General features: G+C 72.2%; 23 protein-coding genes. 3 read left to right on the top strand and 20 right to left on the bottom strand.

Annotated features, from left to right (window positions below):
- Window positions 1–39: 39 nt before the first annotated feature.
- The 3 genes from ACZ6EG_RS29290 to ACZ6EG_RS29280 form a co-directional block, all read right to left on the bottom strand.
- Window positions 40–708 carry a beta-glucanase gene (locus ACZ6EG_RS29290; protein WP_469608980.1) on the bottom strand — a complete coding sequence of 223 codons (669 nt, stop codon included), beginning with the start codon at window positions 706–708 and terminating at the stop codon, window positions 40–42.
- 192 nt (window positions 709–900) lie between these two features.
- On the bottom strand, window positions 901–1,560 hold the full coding sequence (locus ACZ6EG_RS29285; RefSeq protein ID WP_391971560.1) for an MSMEG_1061 family FMN-dependent PPOX-type flavoprotein: 660 nt from the start codon (window positions 1,558–1,560) through the stop codon (window positions 901–903).
- 91 nt (window positions 1,561–1,651) lie between these two features.
- On the bottom strand, window positions 1,652–2,716 hold the full coding sequence (locus tag ACZ6EG_RS29280; protein ID WP_469608977.1) for a hypothetical protein: 1,065 nt from the start codon (window positions 2,714–2,716) through the stop codon (window positions 1,652–1,654).
- A gap of 142 nt (window positions 2,717–2,858) precedes the next feature.
- Here ACZ6EG_RS29280 and ACZ6EG_RS29275 point away from each other — a divergent pair, with 142 nt between their 5' ends.
- Window positions 2,859–3,479 (top strand): helix-turn-helix domain-containing protein, encoded by a 621-nt coding sequence (locus tag ACZ6EG_RS29275; protein WP_469609162.1) that lies wholly within the window; start codon window positions 2,859–2,861, stop codon window positions 3,477–3,479.
- A gap of 117 nt (window positions 3,480–3,596) precedes the next feature.
- Window positions 3,597–4,475, top strand: coding sequence for a class I SAM-dependent methyltransferase (locus ACZ6EG_RS29270; RefSeq protein WP_469608975.1), 879 nt, complete (start codon window positions 3,597–3,599; stop codon window positions 4,473–4,475).
- Between the two features lie 6 nt (window positions 4,476–4,481).
- On the opposite strand, the gene ACZ6EG_RS29265 is transcribed toward ACZ6EG_RS29270, so the two are convergent.
- The 17 genes from ACZ6EG_RS29265 to ACZ6EG_RS29185 form a co-directional block, all read right to left on the bottom strand.
- The gene (locus ACZ6EG_RS29265; RefSeq protein ID WP_469608972.1) at window positions 4,482–4,784 is read right to left on the bottom strand and encodes a hypothetical protein; all 303 of its coding nucleotides are present in this window, start codon (window positions 4,782–4,784) and stop codon (window positions 4,482–4,484) included.
- Window positions 4,785–4,813: 29 nt separating this feature from the next.
- Window positions 4,814–4,993, bottom strand: a complete 180-nt coding sequence (locus ACZ6EG_RS29260; RefSeq protein WP_469608969.1) for a hypothetical protein — start codon at window positions 4,991–4,993, stop codon at window positions 4,814–4,816.
- A gap of 107 nt (window positions 4,994–5,100) precedes the next feature.
- On the bottom strand, window positions 5,101–6,294 hold the full coding sequence (locus tag ACZ6EG_RS29255) for an acyl-CoA dehydrogenase family protein (RefSeq protein ID WP_469608966.1): 1,194 nt from the start codon (window positions 6,292–6,294) through the stop codon (window positions 5,101–5,103).
- 62 nt (window positions 6,295–6,356) lie between these two features.
- Window positions 6,357–7,613 (bottom strand): lytic transglycosylase domain-containing protein, encoded by a 1,257-nt coding sequence (locus ACZ6EG_RS29250; RefSeq protein ID WP_469608964.1) that lies wholly within the window; start codon window positions 7,611–7,613, stop codon window positions 6,357–6,359.
- A 37-nt stretch (window positions 7,614–7,650) separates the two neighbouring features.
- Complete coding sequence (locus ACZ6EG_RS29245) at window positions 7,651–8,490, bottom strand: hypothetical protein (RefSeq protein WP_391971568.1); 840 nt, start codon at window positions 8,488–8,490, stop codon at window positions 7,651–7,653.
- A 26-nt stretch (window positions 8,491–8,516) separates the two neighbouring features.
- Window positions 8,517–9,065, bottom strand: a complete 549-nt coding sequence (locus ACZ6EG_RS29240; RefSeq protein ID WP_391971569.1) for a nuclear transport factor 2 family protein — start codon at window positions 9,063–9,065, stop codon at window positions 8,517–8,519.
- Between the two features lie 26 nt (window positions 9,066–9,091).
- On the bottom strand, window positions 9,092–9,820 hold the full coding sequence (locus tag ACZ6EG_RS29235; protein ID WP_469608960.1) for a hypothetical protein: 729 nt from the start codon (window positions 9,818–9,820) through the stop codon (window positions 9,092–9,094).
- Window positions 9,817–10,335 carry a hypothetical protein gene (locus tag ACZ6EG_RS29230; RefSeq protein WP_391971571.1) on the bottom strand — a complete coding sequence of 173 codons (519 nt, stop codon included), beginning with the start codon at window positions 10,333–10,335 and terminating at the stop codon, window positions 9,817–9,819. The genes ACZ6EG_RS29235 and ACZ6EG_RS29230 overlap by 4 nt, the downstream gene beginning before the upstream one ends.
- Window positions 10,332–11,621, bottom strand: a complete 1,290-nt coding sequence (locus ACZ6EG_RS29225; RefSeq protein WP_391971572.1) for an MCE family protein — start codon at window positions 11,619–11,621, stop codon at window positions 10,332–10,334. The genes ACZ6EG_RS29230 and ACZ6EG_RS29225 overlap by 4 nt, the downstream gene beginning before the upstream one ends.
- On the bottom strand, window positions 11,618–12,892 hold the full coding sequence (locus tag ACZ6EG_RS29220) for an MCE family protein (protein ID WP_469609159.1): 1,275 nt from the start codon (window positions 12,890–12,892) through the stop codon (window positions 11,618–11,620). The genes ACZ6EG_RS29225 and ACZ6EG_RS29220 overlap by 4 nt, the downstream gene beginning before the upstream one ends.
- A 104-nt stretch (window positions 12,893–12,996) precedes the next feature.
- Window positions 12,997–14,016, bottom strand: a complete 1,020-nt coding sequence (locus tag ACZ6EG_RS29215) for an MCE family protein (protein ID WP_391971573.1) — start codon at window positions 14,014–14,016, stop codon at window positions 12,997–12,999.
- Window positions 14,013–15,116 (bottom strand): MCE family protein, encoded by a 1,104-nt coding sequence (locus ACZ6EG_RS29210; protein WP_469608955.1) that lies wholly within the window; start codon window positions 15,114–15,116, stop codon window positions 14,013–14,015. Before ACZ6EG_RS29210 ends, ACZ6EG_RS29215 begins: the two co-directional genes overlap by 4 nt.
- Entirely contained in the window at window positions 15,113–16,171 is a 1,059-nt protein-coding gene (locus ACZ6EG_RS29205; RefSeq protein ID WP_391971575.1) for an MCE family protein, read from the bottom strand. Before ACZ6EG_RS29205 ends, ACZ6EG_RS29210 begins: the two co-directional genes overlap by 4 nt.
- The gene (locus ACZ6EG_RS29200) at window positions 16,168–17,430 is read right to left on the bottom strand and encodes an MCE family protein (protein WP_469608952.1); all 1,263 of its coding nucleotides are present in this window, start codon (window positions 17,428–17,430) and stop codon (window positions 16,168–16,170) included. Before ACZ6EG_RS29200 ends, ACZ6EG_RS29205 begins: the two co-directional genes overlap by 4 nt.
- A 1-nt stretch (window position 17,431) precedes the next feature.
- Window positions 17,432–18,238, bottom strand: coding sequence for an MlaE family ABC transporter permease (locus ACZ6EG_RS29195; RefSeq protein ID WP_210963886.1), 807 nt, complete (start codon window positions 18,236–18,238; stop codon window positions 17,432–17,434).
- 5 nt (window positions 18,239–18,243) lie between these two features.
- Window positions 18,244–19,008: an MlaE family ABC transporter permease gene (locus ACZ6EG_RS29190; RefSeq protein ID WP_053141558.1), complete on the bottom strand. Its 765-nt coding sequence runs from the start codon at window positions 19,006–19,008 to the stop codon at window positions 18,244–18,246.
- Window positions 19,005–20,039 (bottom strand): ABC transporter ATP-binding protein, encoded by a 1,035-nt coding sequence (locus tag ACZ6EG_RS29185; RefSeq protein ID WP_391971577.1) that lies wholly within the window; start codon window positions 20,037–20,039, stop codon window positions 19,005–19,007. Before ACZ6EG_RS29185 ends, ACZ6EG_RS29190 begins: the two co-directional genes overlap by 4 nt.
- Before the next feature lie 731 nt (window positions 20,040–20,770).
- On the opposite strand from ACZ6EG_RS29185, the gene ACZ6EG_RS29180 reads away from it, so the two are divergent.
- The gene (locus tag ACZ6EG_RS29180; protein WP_391971578.1) at window positions 20,771–21,403 is read left to right on the top strand and encodes a hypothetical protein; all 633 of its coding nucleotides are present in this window, start codon (window positions 20,771–20,773) and stop codon (window positions 21,401–21,403) included.
- Window positions 21,404–21,477 lie beyond the last annotated feature (74 nt).

The raw sequence follows: 21,477 nt of genomic DNA, 5'->3' as shown, positions 1-21,477 counted from the left end.
GACTCTTCGGCAGCCACCGGCCGTCTCCGGCGCCGGGGTTCACCCCTTGCCGCGGGCAACCGGTCGCCGTACCACCAGTCGCTCCACCTCGTAGAACAACTCGGTGGCGCCGTCCTCGGGTGGCGGGTGGTAACGGCCCGCGCAGACGGAGAGGTTCACGATGAGACTGGCGTGCCAGCGGCTCCCGACGCCGCGACCGTCGGAATGGACCTGCCGCCCGTTCAGCGACCAGACCACGCTGTTCCGGCCGAACAGCACGGCGATGTCGATCCGGCCGCCGGGGCGTACGGCTTCGTCGCGCACGTAGGCCTGCCCGCGGCGTACGTGGTTGGTGAGTTCGAGAAGGTCGGGGTTGTCGGGGTGGTACTCGAAGACGTCCACCTCGTTGCCACCGTCCCGCCAGGTCCAGATCGCGGGCCAGGCGCCCAGGCCGACGGGGAGTCGGACCGTCGTCTCCAGGAGGTCGCCGGTGCGGACCATGAAGCCGTCGGGGCTCTCCTCCGTGGTCAGCAGTCCCGCCTCCCACAAGCCGTCCGGGCGCCGCGTGGCACGGAAGCGGCCGGTGCGGCTGTAGGCGGGGTCGGATGTCAGGTGATCCAGCTTGTCGTCGTCCGGATTGACGGGGCCGCCGTCGGGATACGCCCAGGAGCGGCCGGCCACCCATTGCCGGTCACTGGAGAAGTCGGCCCTGAACACCACATCCGTCATCGGTGACCTCCTGGGGTCCGGGCGACGGAATGGTCGCATCCGCGATCGTCCCCTTATGTCATGCCGGGCATGCGCCGGGACAGCGAAGGCGGGCCGGGATTCACCCTGGTGAGTGAAGCCTGGCCGTCGTGCGGTGCCACGGGGGGCCGCCGTTCGCGTCCTGCCGCGGCCGTCGCCGGGGACTCCACTCCCCTACTCGTAGCGATACTTCAGCGAGTCCGCCTCCGCCCGCTCGATGTCGGCGATCGTCAGCTCCGGCATCCGCAGCTGGGCCAGCGTCACCTCGGCCGAGGTCGGCTGTGCGTCCGCCGGCAGCCACTGCTCCGGCTTCCACGCGCCGCTGCGCAGGAGCGACTTGGGGCAGTGCGGGTAGACCTCCTCGATCCCCAGCACCAGCGCACTCGCCGGCGGCCTGCCCACGGCGGTCAGCTGCGACAGCAGCTCCGGGCGGGTGGAGACGCAGGCCCGGCCGTTGACCCTGAGCGTCGTGGTGCGCCCCGGAATGACGAACAGCAGCCCGGCCCGACCGGTGGCGATGACGTTGTGCAGGGTGTCCAGACGCTTGTTGCCGGTCGCGTCCGGTATCGCCACCGTCCGGTCGTCCAGGACGGCGACGAACCCGGCGGGGCCGCCGCGCGGGGAGACGTCGCAGTTGCCCTCGGCGTCCGTGCTGGCGACCAGGACCAGGGAGGAGCAGCCGATCAACCTCCGGGTCTGCTCGGTGAGTTCGTCCATCTGCTTGCGCCAGGCCGTCTCCCTGGGGAGCTCGTAGACACGACGCAGCGCCTCCTGGTCGGAGACGGCGTCGAGACGGAGCGAGTCGAAAGCACTGTTGGCCAGGGTTGAGGTCATGCCCCGACCTTAAGGGGCCCGCCTACGGGTCAGCGGGCGGCCGACCGGGGGCACGGGTCCGGCTTGCTCGCCGGACGGTGAACGAGGACCGTCAGGACCGCGACGCCCGTGCGCACTCGTCTCCGGAGGAGGCGTCCTGTCCGACCGGGGCGCTGCGGTCGTACGGATCCACCTCCGCGCCGATCACGTCCGCCGCGCGGTCCTTGCCGAAGGGCGGGGTGAAGTAGCCCGTGGGGGTCCCGCAGCCACCGTTGGTCATGTCGTACTTGTACGAGACGATCGAGAACGTGCCCGGCTCGGTGATCACCTTGCGGGGGTCGTCCCAGTTGAGGACCAGTTCGCGTCGCACGATCGTGCGCACGACCTCGTCGCCGCCCCCGTCGGCACGGGTGACCGGATAGACGAAAGTGACGTCGGCGGTCACCTGGAGCGCGCCGCGCTCGCCCTCCCGGTAGGTGAGCCCGCCCCGGGTCTTCACGACGTCACCGACCAGGCGGCTGTGGGAGGGCCGGAAGCGGCTGAACAGCAGGAGGGGGTCGTTGTCCTCGCTCGGGCTGCGGAACGCGGTCCCGAGGAGGTCCTGCACGTCCTCCTGGTGCGGGTTGATCTGTGCGATCGCCTTCGCGGGGCGCTCGCCCCGCAGTACCGCACGGTCCAGGCTGGTCCGGACGAGGAAGTCCCGGCTGCGGGCGAGCGCGCGCTCGACCTCGGTCTCGCTCATCCAGCCGACCGCCCTGGCCTCGGGCATGCTGATCCCCGCCGCTCCGCTCGCCCAACTCGCGGCCGGGGAACCGCGGAAGGGCTCGTCCACGGTGGGGCGGTCGGTCCCGCTCGCCGAGGCCGGGGGGCCGGCGTCCTCGTCGCCGGTCACCAGGTCCGTCATCCGTTCCGGCGCGAGCGCCACGGCGAGCAGCACCAGCGCGGTCAGCAGCCCGCCCACGTACCAGCCCGTACGCCGCTTGGGGCGCGCGGGCGAATGGCTGCGCCAGGCCTCCGCCTCGCGGCCGGGTTCCGCACGCAGCCGCTTCGCCACGTCGCGAGCCCGCGCCGACGGCTCCTTGGGCGAGTCGGCGACCCCTTCCACCGACTCGCGGAGGAACCGCTCCCACTCCTCGTCGGACCTGGACGAGCCGTCCGGCTCGGTACCCGCACCCATGCGCAAACCCCCTGGCAAGCAGCACGCGCCCCACTCCTGGGACGCGTCCGCATCATGACACGGGCCGCTGACAGCGAGGACGGCACGGGGGCGACGTGAGCGCGCGGCCGGTGTCGTGCGAGCCGTGCCGCTACCGGTGACAATGCGGTACACGCATAAAGTGTTGCCCGTGACGCAAGAAGATGACGATCTGGACGGCCTCGTCCGCAAGCGGATCCGAGCGCTTCGCCTGGCGCAGGGCTGGTCCCTCGAGGAACTCGCCACCCGCGCGCGGCTCAGCCAGTCCTCGTTGAGCCGCATCGAGAACGGCCGGCGCCGCCTCGCACTGGACCAACTGGTCACGATCGCCCGCGCCCTGGACACCACGCTGGACCAGCTCGTGGAGACCGCGGCCGACGACGTGATCACCAGCCCCGTGATCGACAGCGCCCGCGGCTCGATGCGCTGGCTCGTGAAGGGAGATCCCGGCATGAGCGTGGTCCGCCAGCGCATGACCGAGCCTCCCCCGCAGAGCCCGGCCCGCATGCGGGCACACCCGGGGCGCGAATGGCTCGTCGTCCTGTCCGGCACCGCGATCCTCATGCTGGGCCAGCGCCGCTACCGCGTCGAAGCCAACCAGGCCGCCGAGTTCCCCACGATGATGCCGCACGCGATCGGCTCCGAAGGCGGGCCCTGCGACATCCTGGGCATCTTCGATCGCGACGCGCGCCGCGGCCACCAGCGCGAGGACGGCGACGGCAGTCCGCGCGGCACCGGGAGGTGAGGGGGCGGACCCGCGCCCCGGCACCCTCTTGCGCGGACGGCAGCGCGCACGACCGTCTTCTTGCGTAAACCGGGAGACGTCATGCCGCGTGCGCATGATGCTCCTAGGGTGGCGGGCATGGACCGAACACACCCGCATCCGCTCCCCCACAGCGCACAGCAGGGGCACCACGACCACGACCACGACCACGACACGGACGGCCTGGCCGAGATCCTCGACCTGGACGCCGAGGTGCTCGCCGAGCACCTCGGCTCCCTCACCGCGTGGCTGCCGCTAAGGACCGGTCCGCGTCGGATCGTCGATCTGGGCTGCGGCACGGGCACGGGCACCTTCGCCCTCCTCGAACGCTTCCCCGACGCCCACGTCATCGCCGTCGACGCCTCGGCCGCGCTCCTTGAGCGCCTGAGGGCGAAGGCACGCGAGAACGGTCTGGACGAACGCGTGAGCACCGTGCAGGCCGACCTCGACGCCCCCGACTGGCCCGACCTCGGCTCCCCCGACCTGGTGTGGGCGTCGGCCTCCCTGCACCACCTGTCCCACCCCGACCGGGCGCTGCGCACCGTCCGTGACGCGCTCGCGCCCGGCGGGCTGTTCGCCGTCGTGGAGCTGGCCGGCTTCCCCCGCTTCCTGCCCGAGGACGCCCCCGAGGGACGACCCGGTCTGGAGGACCGCTGCCACGCCCTGACCGACCGTCACCAGGCCGAGCACACGCCCCACCGCGGCGCCGACTGGGGGCCGCTGCTGACCGCCGCCGGCTTCACGGTCGAAGGCCGACGCACCCTCGCGATCGACATGGCGGGTTCCCGCAGCGAGGCCATCGGCCGCTACGCCCTCGCGGGCCTGAGACGCATCCGCCATGCCACGGCCACCGGGCTGCACCCCGAGGACCTCGCCGCGCTCGACCAGCTCCTCGACACCGGCAGTCCGCACAGTCTCCTGCGCCGCGGCGACCTGGCGGTGCGCACCGAACGCACCGTCTGGGCCGCCCGTGCCTGAGAGCGCTCAGGGGGTTCCGTGCTGCGAGGTCGCCGCCATACGCGGGGCGGCATGGTGTGCGGGCCGTCGCGGGGCGGCGCTCTCCAGGCGCCGGACCCAGGTGGTGGCCGTGAGCAGCAGGCCGGTGAAGACCCCCAGCAGGAGCAGGGCCACCCACATCTGCCGGCTCCCGGGAGACTCCAGTCCGGTCCAGGCGGCCGATGCCGCCCACAGGGCGAATCCCGCCGCGTAGAAGGCCCTGATGCGGCGGAGCTGGCGGATCTGACGCGTACGGGGCGACGCTGCCCGGTGATCGTTCCTCGATGCCATGGCGGGCGTGTACCCCCTCTCGCGGCTCGCTACCTGCCGCGGCCCTCGAAGTCCCGGCGGATCGCTGCTGCCCGGTCCTCCGTCAGCCCGGTCTCGGCCGGGAGTTCCAGGACCCTGCCGCAGTGCTCGCAGAGCTCGCCGTCCCCGGCGGGCGTGCCGCAGGCGATGCAGGAGCGGATCCGGGTCTTGTCCTCGTGCTTCTCCGTCATGATCTCTTCCGGTCGTCGTGAACACTTGTGGTTACCCCTACGCGCGTACCCGGCACGTCCTGCCGAATGCCCGGGGCCCGCCTGAACGCCTGAACACCTCGGGGAGGTCAGACGAAGGCGCTCTCCCCGGTGATGGCCTTTCCGACGATCAGGGTGTTCATCTCCCGGGTGCCCTCGAAGGAGTAGATGGCCTCCGCGTCGGCGAAGAAGCGGGCGACATCGTGGTCCAGGACGATGCCGTTGCCGCCGAAGATCTCCCGGGCCCAGGCCACGACCTCCCGCATGCGGGCGGTGACGTGTGCCTTGGCCAGCGACGAGTGCTCGTCCCGGAAGACGCCGGCGTCCTGCATCCGGGCCAGCTGGAGCAGCATCCCCCAGCTGGAGGTGATGTTGCCCAGGCTCTTGACCAGGAGGTCCTGCACCAGCTGGAAGCCGGCGAGCGGCCGGCCGAACTGCTGCCGCTCGCCGGCGTAGCGCAGGGCCAGTTCGTAAGCGCCGATCATGACGCCCAGGGCCTGCCACGCGACCCCGCTGCGCGTGGCCCGCAGGATCTCCGCGACGTCCCGGAACGACGACACGCGCTGCAGCCGGTCGGCCTCCGGCACCCGCACGCCGGCCAGGGTGACGTCCGCGTTCTGCACGATGCGCAGCGACGTCTTGTGCGCGATGGGCTCCGCGGTGAACCCGGGCGCACCGCGGCCGACGACGAACCCCTTGACCTGGTCGTCCTGGACGTCCCGGGCCCAGACGACGACGTGGTCGGCGAAGGTCGCGTTGCCTATCCAGCGCTTGGCCCCGTCGATCACCCACGTGTCGCCCTCACGCCGTGCGGTGGTGCGCATGCCGGCCGCGATGTCGGAGCCGTCGAGCGGTTCCGTCAGCGCGAACGCCCCCACGGTCTCCATCCTGGCCATGCCGGGCAGCCAGCGCTCGCGCTGCTCCTCGTCGCCGCCCGCCTGGACGGAGTACATCGCCAGTCCGTTGTGCACGCCGAAGAACGTGGCCACCGACGCGTCGACGCGGCTCATCTCCATCGCCATCATCCCGGTCAGCAGATGGCTGGCGGCCGGTCCCGGTTCGCCGTAGCCCTCGTACGGCAGGCCGACCAGCCCGCTCTCCCCGAAGCGGGTGATCAGCTCCCTGGGGAAGGTGCCGTCGGCCCAGTGTTGGGTCACCAGGGGCCGGACCTCGTCGCGCATGAACTCCCGCGTCCTCGCCAGGACCTTGCGCTCCTCCTCGGGCAGAGCACTCTCGAAGTCGTAGAAGTCGGCGACATTCTGCTGTTCCTCGTGTGACGTCATGCGGCCCTTCTTCCACGGTTGGGCCGTGCGATGCGTGCGTCACGCCGAGGGTGCGGGCCCGTTCAGGCCGGGCAGGTCGGCTCCGGCCCGGGCGCCTCCGGGTCCGGACCGGGAGAGGCGCCGGTGTCCGGGGAGGGGCTCGCCGAGTCCGTGGGGCAGTCCTGCGGGGTGGACGGGTCGGGGGTCGGGGTGGGTGAGTCGGTGGGGGTCGGGGTGGGCGAGGGGTCCGGTGACGGGGAGTCCGTGGGGGACGGGTCGGGAGACGGGGAGGGGGCGGGCTTCGTCGCGGACGGGGACGGCCGCGGGGAGGACGAGGGCGGATCGGAGCGGGAGGGGGACGGCTCGGGAGCGCCGGGATCGGGGCCGATGATGATGTCGTCCCCGCCCTCGCCCGCGCCCCCGCGTCCGTCCTTGCCACCGGCGCCCCCGCGCTCGCCCTTGTCGACCGGCTCCGTCGCCGGAGTGTCGCCGCCGGCGCCGGGAGACCGCGGGACGACACCCTTGCCGTCGGGGACGGCGTGCACGCCCCCGCGGTAGAAGTCCAGCCAGTGACGGACCAGTTCGAGGTAGGAACGGGAGTGGTTGTAGCTGAGGACCGCCCGGTCGAGGTCGGCGGCCCGGCGCAGGTCGCGGTCCCCGGCGCACAGGTAGTGCCCGGCGGCGAGGGCCGCGTCGAAGATGTTGTTGGGGTCGTCGCGGCCGTCGCCGTTGCCGTCCGCGCCCCAGCGCGCCCACGTCGACGGCAGGAACTGCATCGGCCCCACCGCCCGGTCGTACACGGTGTCGCCGTCGTGGACTCCGCCGTCGCTGTCCAGGATCAGGGCGAAGTTGCGGCCGTCGAGGGCCGGGCCGGTGATCCGGCCGAGCGTGGTGCCGTGCCGGTCGACCGCGCCGCCGCGTGCCTGCCCGGACTCCACCTTGCCGATGGCGGCGAGCAGTTCCCAGGGCAGCGCGCAGCCCGGGTCCGTCCGGCCGACGGACTTCTCCGCGGCGCGGTAGGCGCGCAGCACGGTTCCCGGTATGCCGGACTCGGCACGCGTGCGGACGGCCTGGCCGGCGCGCGGCGCGACGTTCGGGGTGACCAGCGGCGGCAGTTCGGTGTGGTACGAACCGTCGTCGGGCGGGGCGGGATCGGCGCGGGGGAGATCCGCGACCGGGGCGGCGGAGCGGGCCTCGGAGGCCGGACGGGCGCTCTCCTCCGTGGGAAGCCCGGGGGCCTGAGAGGCGGTCAGCGCCGCCACCGCGGTCACGGCGGCGGCGGTGGCCCGCAGACCCTGCCGGGTCCGGGCGGGTACGCGGCGGTCGCGCGTTTCGGGCATGGTCTGTCACTCCCTGGTGGTGAGGCGCGTACGGGGTTCAGCGGCCGAAGGTGTCGATGCCCGAGACGAGCCACCGACCGTCGCGTCGCTGGACGTCGACGGCGAACATCGCCCCGGCGTAGGTGCCGTCGTCCTCGGCCTTCTTGCCGCCCGCGGTGCTGACGCTGCTCTGGTCGGCGTAGACCAGGACGCGGGCCCGGTCGCCGTCGATGCGCTCGACCGCGCTGTCGGTGACCGTCGTGGTGATCACCGCCTTCTGCCGGTCGGCCTGGGTGCGGACGTCGCCGAACAGGTCCCGGTGCTGGGTGACGGCGCGGCCCGTCAGCCATTCCTTCGCGGCCTTGTCGAGGCCGTCGGGTTCGGCGTGGTCGTACGAGAAGAGCGCGGCGACGGCCTTGGCCGACTGCCCCTTGATCTCGCTGGTGCGGGCGGTGTCGGAGAGGGCGGTGTTGCGGGCGGCCGCGGTGTCGCGGAGGGCCTCCGCCCGGGAGTGCGCCCAGCCGGCGAAGCCGCCGAGGACCAGCGTCAGCAGGCAGAGGATGAGGAGCGCGGTGCGGTGGCGGTGCGGGGCGGACGGGCGCGGGGGCGGCGCGTCCTTCGCTTCGGGTGCGTCCTGCGCATCCGATGCGCGCGGGGCGTCCGGTGAGTCCGCGGCCCCGCTCCGAGCGGGCGAGGGCTTGCGGGCGGTGGTGACGGAGGCGCCGGCACGCGCCGGGCGGGGCCGGTCGAGCAGGGGGCCGCGCCCCTCGACGGATTCCGCGCCGGCCGGGGCCCGGGGGTTCCCGCGCTCCTGGGGCTGCGCGTCCCCCGGGGCGCGCAGTGCCTCGCGGGCCTGGCGACGGCGGAGGTTGTTCAGGTGGTGCCGGGTCGTCGGCATGGTGGGTCGTCCTCTCCTCCGGCCGGTCAGCCGGCCGGTGTACCGCCGACGGGGGCCTGACCCAGGGCGCTGAGCTTCCAGTCGCCACCGGTGCGGGTCAGTTCACCGAGCATGCGGCTGTCCTTGTCGGTGCTCGCGTCGCCCGGCGTCTTCACCGTCACCCGAAGGGCCACCAGGACCCGGGCGCGGCCGGCGCGGTCGTCGAGTTCGGTCAGGGCGCCGGACAGCACCCGTGCCGTGGTGACCGTCTTGGCGCCCTTCACCTGGGTGGTGAACTCCTCGCGTCCGGCGACCAGTTGTTCGTGCAGGTCTCCGGTGGTCGAGGACTCCCAGAGGTCCAGTCCCTGGTCCAGCCTGCGGTGGTCCAGGGTGTTCAGGTTCTGCACGGCCTGCTCCCCGGCCGCGAGCGCCTCGTCGCGCTGCACGGCATAGGCCGTCGTGTCGTCGTGGGCCGTCTCGTACCAGTCCCAGCCCGTCCACGCCGCGAAGCCCCCCGCCACCAGGGTGAGGGCGAGGGCGAGGACCGTGACGGACCTCCCCCGGGGCCGGTCCTGTGATGCGGCCGCGCGCTGCACGAGTGCTCCCCTCCGCCGCTGTGGTCTCAGTGGGTCCTGATGTCGACGATCCGCCACTGGTCCTCCTCCCATCGCGCGGTGACCGTGAGTTGAGCCGCCGCGGAGGTGGTGCCGTCCTTGCCGCGGTGGGAGATCTGGTCGAGGAAGACCAGGAGCCGCGCCCGGTCGGCGTCGAGTTCGATCACTCCGGTGCGTACGGGCTGGGTGCTCAGGGTGACGCGCTGCTCGGCGAGGTCGGCGCGGATCCGTTGCATCAGGTCGGCGTACTGCCGGGCCGCCCGTCCGCCGAGGACGGTGCGTGCGGATCGCTCGGTCGCCTCGACCCCGTCCGGCGTGTACGAGAAGACGCGGGCGAGGGCGTTGCCCACGTCTCCGGCCACCCGCGTGCTCGCCGCGGTGTCGGTCAGCGCCGCGTTCTCGGCCGAGGGGGTGGACCGGAGCTGGTGCGCGCCGTAGAAGAAGCCGCAGCCGGCGAGGAGGAGGGCGCATGCGCCCACCGCGGGTGCGGCCCTGCGGAGCCGGCCCCACCGAGGGCTACGGCGTCCCGTGGGCGACGCCCCGGGGTCCTCGTCCCGCTCGGCGGCCGTGCCGCCCCCGGTCTCCTCGGCGTCTTCGGCGTCCCGGTCCGGCTCGGCCACCGTGTCGTCGTCGGACCGCTCGCCCGCCTCCCCGGGGGCCGCGCCCGCCTCGCCGCGGGGTGATGGCTCGCCGGCCGCGGAGTCCCGCGCCCGTCTGATGTGCAGCAGCCGTGTCATCGGCCGTCGTCCTCCTCAGCCGTCCGCGCGAGCGGTACCGCGCTCAGTGCCTTGACCTTCCACTCGCCCGGCCCCGTGCGGGCCAGGACCGCTTCCAGGCGTTTGCGGTCCGTGCTCGCCCGGGCGGCTCCGGCGGGCGTGACCTCGACGCGCACCGTCGCGATGAGCTTGGCGGTGCCGGCGCGCGTGTCGAGGGCCGTGAGGGCCACCTCCGTGACCGTGCCCCGGGCCGAGGCACCCTTCTCCGGCTTCGTACGCCCGAGTTCGGCGCGCAGCGGGCCGGTCGCGGCGGTGCGCCAGGCCCGGATGCCCTCCTGGGCGTGCTCCCGCGAGGAGGCGTCCAGCGTGTGGAGGACGGAGAGGCGCTCGCGTCCGTCGGCGAGCGCTTCGTCGCGTTCACGACCGTAGGCGAGCGAGTCGTCGCCGCGTGCCTGCGCGTAGGTCCACGCGCCGGCGCCGCAGAAGGCCAGGGACAGCGCCAGGGCCGCGCCGACGGCGATCCGGGCCCGGCTCACCGGCCGTCCTCCCCGCCCGCTCCGAGCAGCCCGGCCAGGTCCGGGGCCGCGGCTCCGCCCACGTCCGCCAGCGCGAGGGCGCCCGGCAGCGGCCCTGCGGCGGACGTGCCCGTGGACGCCGACGGTTTCGCGCTGCCGGAGGGCAGGGAGCCGGGCCTGGCGGGTTCGGGTACCGGGCCGCCGCGGGGGGCGTTGGCCGAACCGCGCACGTTGACGCCGCTGCCGGGTGGGGCGGTGCAGGAGGCGCCGGTGTTGAGGGCGGGGGCCGTCCCCAGGTCCAGGCCGTTGCGGTAGCGGGTGCCGCCGTATCCGGCGGTGCACGGCAGGGGCTTGAAGAAGGTGACGGCCAGGCCCAGCTTCATCTTTCCTCCGTCGACGGCGGTGGCGCCGGCGGAGACGGCCGCCGGGTACTTGACGAGCAGCTCCTCGATGCCGCGCTGCCGGGTGACGGCCACCTCCGAGGTGGTCAGGAGGTTGGCGAGCACGACGCCGAGGCTGGGGTCGAGGTCCCTGAGGAGTCCGCTGACCTGGGTCGCCGCTTCCGGGGTGACGGTGAGCAGGCGCCGCAGGTCCGCGTCGGAGCCCTTGAGGGCGCGGGCCAGCTCCGTCGCGCCGTCGGCGAAGCCGCGGATCGCCTCCGCCTCTTCGGCCTGGGTGCGCAGCACGGTCTCGCCGTCGGTGAGCAGGCGCGTGGTGGAGGGCAGTGCCCGGTCGGCGGCCTCGACGAAGGCACTGCCGTTGTCCAGCAGCGCCTGGAGGTCGTCGCCGTGGCCCTCGAAGGTCTTGCCGAACTCGTCGACGACCGTGCGCAGGTCCTCCAGCGGCACCGACCGGGTGAGCGCGTCGACACTGGTGAGGACGTCGGTGACGGGTGCGGGCACCTCCGTGTCGGGCAGCTCGATGCGGGTGCCGTCCGCCAGGTAGGGGCCCGAGTCGCTCTCGGGTCGCAGGTCGATGTACTGCTCGCCGACCGCGGAGAGCCCGGCCACGACGGCGCGTGTGTCGGCGGGGATGGAGGGGGCGGACTTCTTGATGCGCAGGTGGGCGACCACGCCGTCGGCGGTGAGGTCGATCGGCCCGACCCGGCCCACCGAGACACCCCGGTAGGTCACGTCGGAGTGGGTGAACAGTCCTCCGGTGCGGGGCAGTTCGACGTCCACGGTGTAGTAGTCGGCGGCTCCGACGTACCGTCCGAGGTCCGCGTACCGGATGCCCACGAAGCCGAGGACGAGGACGGCGATGACGAGGAAGGCGAGGTTCTTCAGCCGGACGGCGAGGGTGATCATCCCTGGGCACCTCCGCCCGCCGACGGGGTCGGGACGGAGGGCAGGGGCAGCGGGGCCGAGGGGGTGGGCCTCTTCCCGGCCCCGGCCCCGGTCTCCGATCCGGTTCCGGTACGGGCGTCCTCACCGGCCCCGCGCCGGGGGCCCTTCCCGGCCGCGCCGTCCCGTCCGCTCTGCGCGGTGGCGGAGGAGGTCGGCGAGGGGGAGGGCGTGCTCCCGGGCACGAGCGGCGGGATGATCCGGGTGCCGGGGGCGGCCGTCATGTTCAGGTACACGTTGAGGTAGTCGCCCTTCACCCCGTTCAGCACCTCGTCGGTGAAGGGGTACGTCAGCAGCACCTCCAGGGAGTCGGGGAGGTCGGTGCCCGCGTCGGCAAGTGCCTTGAGGGTGGGCGCGATGGCTTTGAGGTCGGCGACCATGTCGTCCTTGCTCGCTTCTACGGTGGAGACGGCGACCCCGGAGAGCGTGTCCAGGGAGCGCAGCATGGTGAGCAGGGAGCCGCGCTGTTCGTGCAGGGTCTTCAGCCCGGGTGAGAGGTCGGTCAGGACGGTCCGCACGTCGTCCTTGCGGCCGGCGAGGGTGGAGGACAGGCGGTTGACGGCGTCCAGGGCGTCGGTGATGTCTCCCCGGTGGTCGTCGAGGTTGCCCACCAGCTTCTCGACGCGTTCGAGCATCGAGCGGACCTCGCCCTCGCGGCCGCCGAGGGCCTTGTTCAGCTCCTGGGTGATGGTCTTGAGCTGGTTGACGCCGCCCCCGTTGAGGAGCAGGGACAGCGCGCCGAACACCTCCTCGACCTCGGTGTTGCGGCCGGTGCGGGCCAGCGGGATGACGGCGCCGTCGGCGAGCCGGGCCGCGGCGGCCGACGTGCCGGGCGCGCTGAGCTGCACGTACTTCTCACCGAGCAGGCTGGACTGTTCGAGGCGGGCCGTGGCGTCGGCCGGCAACCGTACGTCTCCGTTGATCTCCATGGTGACGCGGGCCGTCCAGGCGTCACCGTCGAGGCGGATGGCGGTGACCCGGCCGACCGCGACGTCGTTGACCTTGACCGCGGCCTGCGGCACGAGGCTGAGGACGTCGCCGAGTTCGGCGCTGACGGTGTACGGGTGGGAGCCGAGGTCGGCACCGCCCGGCAGGGGCAGGTCCTCGATGCCACCGAAGCTCGGGGCCGTGGCGGAGAACGCGCCGAGGGCCAGGGCGAAGCCGAGTCCGAGGGCGAGGAGTCCGCCCAGTCCGGCGCCGACGGCCGTGGTGGTCGTGAGCGCTCCCCGCTTCACCGTGCCGTGGACCTCGACGCGGTCGGCCCGTTCGGTCTCCACCTGGTCCTCGCCCGGCGCATCCACCGGGTCGGTCCCCCGGCCCCGGCGTCCCACGACGCGCTTCATCGCGCCCCCTCCCCCGAGCTCGCCGCGCCTCCGGTGACCGGCAGGGGCAGCAGCGGGCCGCCCATGCTGATCTCGTTGAGGTTGGCGCGGCCGTCGAGCATGCCGGTGCCGGTGTCGTAGGCGTTCACCACGTTGCCCGCGGCGAGCGGGGCGACGTCCAGGGCCTCGGCCAGGGACGCGCGCCGCCTGACGAGGGTCTCGGTGATCGGCACGAGCTTGTCGACGTTCTTCTTCAGCTCGCCCCGGTTGTCCTGGATGAAGGTCTTCACCTGGGCGAGGGCGGTACCGAGTTCCTCCAGAGCGCCGGCCAGGTCGTCCTTGTTGTCGGCGAAGAAGCCCACGACCGTGTCCAGGCGCTCCTGGGCAGTGCGCACGTCGGTGTCCTTGTCCTTCAGCATGGTGGTGAAGGTCTGCAGGCTGCCCAGGGTGGCGAACAGGTCGTCGCTGGAGCCGTCGAGGGTCTTGGCGGCCTTGCCGAACTCCTCGATGCCGTCGCCGATCGCCTCGCCGTTGCCGTCGAGGTTGGCGGCGCCGGTCCTCAGCAGTTCGGACAGGGCGCCGGAGGAGTTGGCGCCCTCGGGCCCGAGGGCCTCGCTGAGGTCGGTGAGGGACGCGTAGAGCTGGTCGATCTCGACGGGGGTGCGGTTGCGGGAGGCGGGCAGCACGGCGCCGTCGGCGAGGGCGCGACCGGAGCGGTAGGCCGGGGTGAGCTGCACGTAGCGGTCGGCCACGACGCTGGGTGCGACGACCACGGCGCGGGCCGAGGCGGGGACCTGTACGCCGTCGTCGAGGGCGAGTTCGACCCGCACCCGGGTGCCCTGGGGCTCCACGGACTCCACCTCGCCGACGCGGACGCCGAGGATGCGCAGGTCGGAGCCGGCGTAGATGCCGACGGCGCGGTCGAAGTAGGCGGTGACGCGGGTGCCGTCGTCGTCGAGGGCCCGGACCGTGGCCAGGCCGGCGGCGACCACGGCGAGGGCGATCGCGGCCGACAGGAGTCTTCTGCGTCTGCTCATCGCTCACCGCTCCCTGGGGCCGCCGCCTGCTGCTTCGGCGGCATGCACCCGTTCGTGGGCTGGGACTGTGCGGGCAGGTAGTCGCGGGGCACGACCCCGCAGAGGTAGCTGTCGAACCAGTGGCCGTTGCCCAGGGTGTTGCCGACCAGGCGGTAGTAGGGGCCGACCAGCGCGAGCGTCCGGTCCAGCTGCGTGCCGTTCTTCTCCAGGACGGTCGTGACCCGGCCGAGCGCCTTGAGGGTGGGCTCCAGTTGCTTGTCGTTGTCCTCGACCAGGCCGCCGAGTTCGATGCCCAGGTCGCGGCTGCCGTCGAGGAGGGCGTCGATGGCGTCCCGGCGGTCGCGCAGCTCACCGAGGAGCGGTCCCGCGTCCTCGATGAGGGTCTCGAAGCTCGACTTCTTGGTCTCCAGCGTCTTGGTGAACCGGGCACTGCCCTTGAGCAGTTCGGACAGTTCACGGTCGCGCTTGGACACGGACCTCGACAGGTCGGACAGGCCGGTGGCCGCCTTGCGGACGTGCGGCGGCGACTTCTCGAAGGTCTTGGAGATGGTCTCGAAGCTCTCGGCGAGCCGCTGGGTGTCGATGGCGTCGACGGTGCCGCTGAGGTCCTGGAACGCCTGGGTGACGTCGTACGGGGAGGTGGTGCGGGTCCGTGGGATGCGGGCGCCGGGGTCCTGCCGCCTGGAGCCGAGGGGGTCGAGGGCCAGGTACTTGTCGCCGAGCAGCGTCTTGATGGCGATGGCCGCGGTGGTGCGGTCGCCGATCCAGGCGTCCTGGACCTCGAAGGTGACCTTCACCCGGTCGCCGTCGAGGTCGACGGAGGTGACCTCGCCGACCTTGACCCCGGCGACGCGCACCTCGTCGCCGTCGTCGAGGCCGGCCGCCTCGGTGAAGTCGGCGGTGTAGGTGGTGCCGCCGCCGGTCAGGGAGAGCCGGTCGGCGTTGTAGGCGAAGACGGTGAGCAGCGCCAGCAGCAGCAGACCGACGATCGCCACGGTGACGGGGTTGCGGTCCTTGACCGGCTTCATGCGGGGTGCTCGGGGGCGGCGGGGTGTGGCCCGGCTCCCGGCGCCGCGGTCGGGGCGCGTCAGGGTGCTCATGTGCCGCACCTCGCTTCGGTGACCGCGATGCCGGTCGGCGCGTCCTCGCCGGTGGAGGTGGTCACGGGGCCCACACGCGCCTCGCACAGGTAGAGGTTGAACCAGGAGCCGTACGAGGACAGGCGGCCGAGCGCGGTCATCTTGGCGGGGGTCCGGGCGAGGAAGTTCTCGATCTGCGGGGTGGCGTCGCCGAGGTTGCCGGAGAGCCGGCCCAGTTCGCGGATGTCCTGCTTGAGCGGTGCCCGCCCCTCTTCGAGGAGGTCGGCGGTCACGGTGGTCAGGTCGCCCATGGCCGCGACGGCCTTGCCGAGCGGTTTGCGGTCCCCGTTGAAACCGGTGACGAGCTTCTGGAGGGTGTCCACGAGGTCGTCGAAGTCGGCCTCGCGGTCGTTGAGGGTGGTCAGGACAGTGTTGAGGTTCTTCACCACCTCGCCGATGACCTTGTCCTTGGCGGCGACCGTCGTGCTGACGGAGCCGATGTGCCGGATGAGGCTGTCGACGGTGCCGCCCTCGCCCTGGAGGACCTGGACGATGGAGCCGGCCAGCTCGTTGACGTCCTTCGGGGACAGACCCTCGAAGAGCGGCTTGAACCCGTTGAACAGCAGGGTCAGGTCGAGCGCGGGGGCGGTGCGGTCCAGCGGGATCGTGTCGCCGGCGTCCAGCGTCCCAGTGAGGTCGCCGCTGCCCCGGCCGAGGGCGATGTAGCGCTGCCCGACCATGTTGAGGTACTTCACCGCGGCGGTCGTCGAGCGGGGCAGCGTGCGGTCGTCGCGGACGCTGAAGGTGACCTGGGCGGTCCGCCGGTCGACGACGCGGACGTCGGTGACCTCGCCGACCTCGACGCCCGAGATGCGCACGCTGTCGCCGTCGGTGACGCCGGTGGCGTCGGTGAACAGCGCTCGGTAGGAGAGGCTGTCGTCGTCGACGCCGGTGCCGGAGACGCTCAGTCCGAGGACGGTCGTGGCCAGTGCGGTGACGACGAGGAAGGCGAGGGACTTCAGCAGTGGTCCGGTCAGTGGACGGCGCCGGGTGGGGGCGGAGCGGGCGGACGTCATCGCAGGGTCACCTCCGTGCCGCGCAGCGCCGGGCCCGCCAGGAGGCTGCTCCACTCGGGGAGGTCCGCGGGGGCCTTGCCGGTGGCGGGCGCGAGGAGTTCGTTCACGAGGTCGTTCTCCTGCGGGGAGTTGGCGGGGCCGAGGTTCTGGCCCGCCGACGCGGGCACCTGTGCCGCGGGTTTCGCGGAGACCCCCAGGTAGGGCACGGGGTAGCAGCGGGGGCCGCCGCCGGCGTCGTAGGAGGGGGTGTCGCTGCCGGGCCGGTAGGCGCCGCGGGAGGTCACGGTGGTGACGTCGACCCGCAGGCCGGGCCGGTCGGTGCCCTTGCCGAGGGCCTTGTCCATGGCCGGTACGAAGTCGGCGAGGGTGCGCAGTGTGCAGGGGAAGGCGGAGGAGTACTCGGCGAGGAGTTCCAGGGTCGGCCGGGAGGACGCGGAGAGCCGGATGATGTTGTCCCGGTTCTGCCGGAGGAAGGCGGTGACGTCCTCGGCCGTGCCGGTGGTGGCACCGAGGGTGCCGGCCAGCTCGCTCTCCTTCTCGGCCAGGGTGCCGCTGGTGGTGGTGAAGTCGGTGAGAGCCGTGATGATGTCGGGCGCGGAGTCGGCGTACACGTGACTGACCTTCACCAGCTCTTTCAGGTCGCGGTTGAGGGTGGGCAGTTGGGGATTGAACTCCCGCAGATGGGAGTCGAGGAGGCTGAGGGTCTCCCCGAGCCGGTCGCCGCGTCCCTCGAGTGCCTGGGAGACGGCGGAGAGGGTGGCCGAGAGCTTCTGCGGCTGGACCGCGGTGAGCATGGGCAGGACGTCGTCCAGCACCTGCTGGAGTTCCACGGCGCTCTCCGAGCGGTCCTGCGGGATGACGGCGCCGGCGGCCAGCGGCTGCGGGGAGGGCGCGGCGGGGGGCACCAGGGCGACGAAGCGCTCGCCGAAGAGGGTGGTGGGCAGCATCTGGGCGCGTACGTCGGCCGGGATGTCGTCGAGGGCGCCGGGTCGCAGGGCGAGGGTGAGCCGGGCGCCGTCGTCGGTGGCGTCGATGTCGCGGACCTCGCCGACGACGACGCCGCGCAGCTTGACCTCGGCGCCCAGGTGCATCTCGTTGCCGACGCTCGCGGCCTCCACCACCACCGGGTCGGAGTCCGTGAACTTCTTCTGGTAGACGGCGATGGCGAGCCACACCAGCAGGGCGGGGACCACGAGGAACACCACGCCCGCGAGGCGGCGGCGCGCGGTCGCGCCCCGTGCCGTGTTCACAGCGGTCATCTCAGCCCGCCACCTTCACGGTCGTGGTGGCGCCCCACAGGGCCAGCGACAGGAAGAAGTCGGTGACGCTGATCAGCACGATGGCGTTGCGCACCGACCGGCCGACGGCCGTGCCGACGCCGGCCGGGCCGCCGGTGGCGCGGTAACCGTAGTAGCAGTGGGCGACGATCACCATCACGCTGAAGATGAACACCTTCAGGACGGACAGCAGCACGTCCGTGGGTGAGAGGAACAGGTTGAAGTAGTGGTCGTAGGTGCCCCGGGACTGGCCGTTGAAGAGGACCGTGACATACCGGGAGGCCAGGTAGGAGGAGACCAGCCCGATGGCGTACAGGGGGATGATGGCGACGACGCCGGCGATGATGCGGGTGGTGACCAGGTAGGGCAGGGAGCGGATGCCCATGCCCTCGAGGGCGTCGACCTCCTCGTTGATGCGCATGGCGCCGAGTTGGGCGGTGAAGCCGGCGCCCACGGTCGCGGACAGGGCGAGTCCGGCGACGAGCGGCGCGATCTCGCGGGTGTTGAAGTAGGCGGAGACGAAGCCGGTGAAGGCAGCGGTGCCGATCTGGTCGAGGGCCGCGTAGCCCTGGAGGCCGACGACGGTGCCCGTGAACAGGGTCATCGCGATCATCACGCCGATGGTGCCGCCGACGACCCCGAGGCCACCGGTGCCGAAGGCGACCTCGGCGAGGAGCCGCTGCACCTCCTTGAGGTAGCGGTGCAGGGTCCGCGGGATCCACAGCAGGGAGCGGACGTAGAACAGGAGTTGGTCGCCGGAGCGGTCGAGCCAGACGAGCGGGGAGGCCACGGACCTCAGCCTCCCTTCGGCGGGACGAGTTGGAGGTAGACGCCCGTCATCACCATGTTGACGAAGAACAGCAGCAGGAAGGTGATGACGACGGACTGGTTGACCGCGTCGCCGACGCCCTTGGGGCCGCCGCGCGGGTTCAGGCCCCGGTAGGCGGCGACGACGCCCGCGATGAACCCGAAGACCAGGGCCTTGAGTTCGCTGACGTACAGGTCGGGAAGCTGGGCGAGGGCGGAGAAGCTGGAGAGGTAGGCGCCGGGGGTGCCGTCCTGGAGGAAGACGTTGAAGACGTAGCCGCCGAGGATGCCGACCACGGAGACCAGGCCGTTGAGCAGGACCGCGACGCCCATGGTGGCCAGGACCCGGGGGACCACCAGGCGCTGCACGGGCGAGACGCCCATGACCTCCATGGCGTCCAGCTCCTCGCGGATGGTGCGCGAGCCGAGGTCGGCGCAGATGGCGGAGCCTGCCGCGCCCGCGATCAGCAGGGCCACGATCAGGGGGCTGGCCTGCTGCACGACGGCCAGTACGCTGGCGCCGCCGGTGAAGGACTGGGCGCCGAGCTGCTGGGTGAGCGAACCGACCTGGAGGGCGATCACGGCGCCGAAGGGGATTGAGACCAGGGCCGCGGGCAGGATCGTGACGCTGGCGATGAACCAGAACTGCTCCACGAACTCCCGGAACTGGAAAGGCCGCCGGAAGATCGCCCGGGCCACCTCGGCGGCGAGCGCGAAGAGCCGACCGGTCTGCCGCAGGGCGCCGGTGATCATGCGCCGCTCCCGGTGGCCGGCATCCGGAGCGTCGGGGCGGTGGCGCCGGGTGTGCCGGTCGCGGTGGCCGCGGGGGTCGCGTAGGTGCGTTCGATGGCGGTGCGGGCGGCGGGCGGCAGCCTGTCGAGCATGCCCAGCACCCGCTCCCGGCGCCGGGTGACGGCGCGGCGCGGCGGGAGCCCGGGGGACGGCTCCAGCTGGGGGGTGATCTCCCGGGGGCCGTCGGCGCCGCGCGCTCCGGCGGCCTCGGCGGCGAGGGTGGCGGCGTCCTTCTCCTCCGACATCCCGATCGGTCCCTCGCGTCGGCCGGCCAGGAACTGGGCCACGACCGGCTCCTCGCTGGTGAGGAGCACCTCGCGCGGGCCGAAGGTGACCAGTTCGCGCCGGAAGAGCATGCCCATGTTGTCGGGGACCGTGGCGGCGATGTCGAGGTTGTGGGTGACGATCAGCATCGTCGCGTCGATCTGTGCGTTCAGGTCGATCAGGAGCTGGGAGAGGTAGGCGGTGCGGACGGGGTCGAGTCCGGAGTCGGGTTCGTCGCACAGGATGATCTGCGGGTCGAGCACGAGCGCGCGGGCGAGTCCGGCCCGCTTGCGCATGCCGCCGCTGATCTCTCCGGGCAACTTGCCCTCGGCGCCCAGCAGACCGACGACCTCGATCCGCTCCATGACGATGCGGCGGATCTCCGCCTCTTTCTTCCGGGTGTGCTCGCGCAACGGAAAGGCGATGTTGTCGAAGAGGGACATGGAACCGAAAAGGGCGCCGTCCTGGAACATGAGCCCGAATTTCTTGCGGGTCTCGTAGATATCGCGCTCCGGGCTGTTCACCATGTCGACGCCGTCGATGAGGACACGGCCGTGCTCCGGTTTCAGCAGTCCGATGAGCGACTTGAGGAACACGGTCTTTCCGGTGCCGGACGGACCGAGCATGACACTCACCTCTCCGGCCGGCAGGGTGAGGCTCACGTCCTGCCAGATCTTCTGCCTGCCGAAGGACTTGGTGAGGCCCTCGACCACTACTTCGATTCCCATATCACCTCCAAAGCAGGTGAGAGCGGTGCGTGCCGCGGAGCGCACGCCGAGTCGCTGCGCGGTGTGCTGACAACCGGTGGGACGCCGGCCTCCTCGCCTTTTGTCACTGCGTGGACAAGTCGCGTCCGGCGCTTTGTCCGCCGGGTGCGGGGCAGGGTCGCGTGGCTCCGGGAGGGAGGAGCTCCACGCGGCCCTGCCGACGGATGTCCGCCCCTGAAGGAGGGCAAGGCCGGAAAACATCCATCGCGCCTCCTCGGCATGGGGGGGCACCCACCAGGAGATCAGCGCCGTGCCCGGCACGCTACGGCTGAGTAACCTGAGCGGGCAAGAGGAGGATCCGACTTTCCCGAAGGATTCGGTTGACCCATCGCGCGTTTGTCAGCGCGGCGACAAATACGCGCCTTCTTCTTGTCACTCGATGAGTACGGCGAGGCCGGCCGGAGCCCGTGGACCGCCCCCCACCTCCCCCGGAGCGGACCGGCTGCGAACCGTGCGCGGGCGCCCTACTTAGCAGCGGATGACTATGCCGGGCTCCGGACCGCTCACTTGGGGAACAGATATTTCCCGTTCTCCAAAGAATCATGACCGACGCCATTGTTCGTCTAAGTTTCCCGCAAGTAACGTCGTGGCTCGCGGTCGATGATTTCCGGGCCGCACCGCGTCCGTCCCCACTCCACAGGTACGGGCGAGATCCCTCTCTGCCGGTCAATCCACAAGGGAGTCCCCACGTCATGAAGAAGTCCCTGTCAAGAATTGCCGTCGTGGCGGGCGCGGGTGCCGCCGCCTTCGCCATGACCGTCGCCCCCGCCTCGGCCGTCCCATCGACGGTCTGGACCGTCACCCCGTCGCCGGCCAACTTCTCGGCGACCAACAGCGGGAACATCGTGCTGACCGCCAACATCCCGATGACGTGTACGACGTCCAGCGCCTCGGGCACCATGGCGAGCGCCACCGGCAACCCCGCGACCGTGGCCAGCATCAACGCCATCAACTTCGGCACCAGCGGGGCGCCGTGCACCAGCGTCCTGGGCAACGTCACGACCGTCGCGACCACGCCCTGGACCGTCGTCGCCCAGGACTACACCGCGGCCACCGGTGTGACCAAGGGCTACGTCGGCAACGTCAAGGCCAAGGTCACCGCCGGCGCCTGCGTGTTCAACGTGCAGGGCAAGGCCACCGCCACCTACACCAACTCGACCGGCATCCTCGCGGTCGCGAGTGTCAGCGGCGACCTGGTCGTCACCTCGGCCTCCGGTTGCGGCTCCGTGGTCACCACCGCCACCAAGCCCACCTTCAAGGGCAACTACGCGGTCAAGGTCACGGGCACCAGCACCATCCCGAAGATCGTCGGGTCCAACCCGTAAGCAGGAGGGCGGCTCGCCGCCCGGCCGGTGACCCCGGCCGGACGTGCGGGCCGCCGGCACGCCGCGGCCGCCAC

It is taken from the genome of Streptomyces sp. NPDC041968, from assembly GCF_055589025.1.
This window is presented reverse-complemented; position numbering and strand designations above follow the sequence as displayed.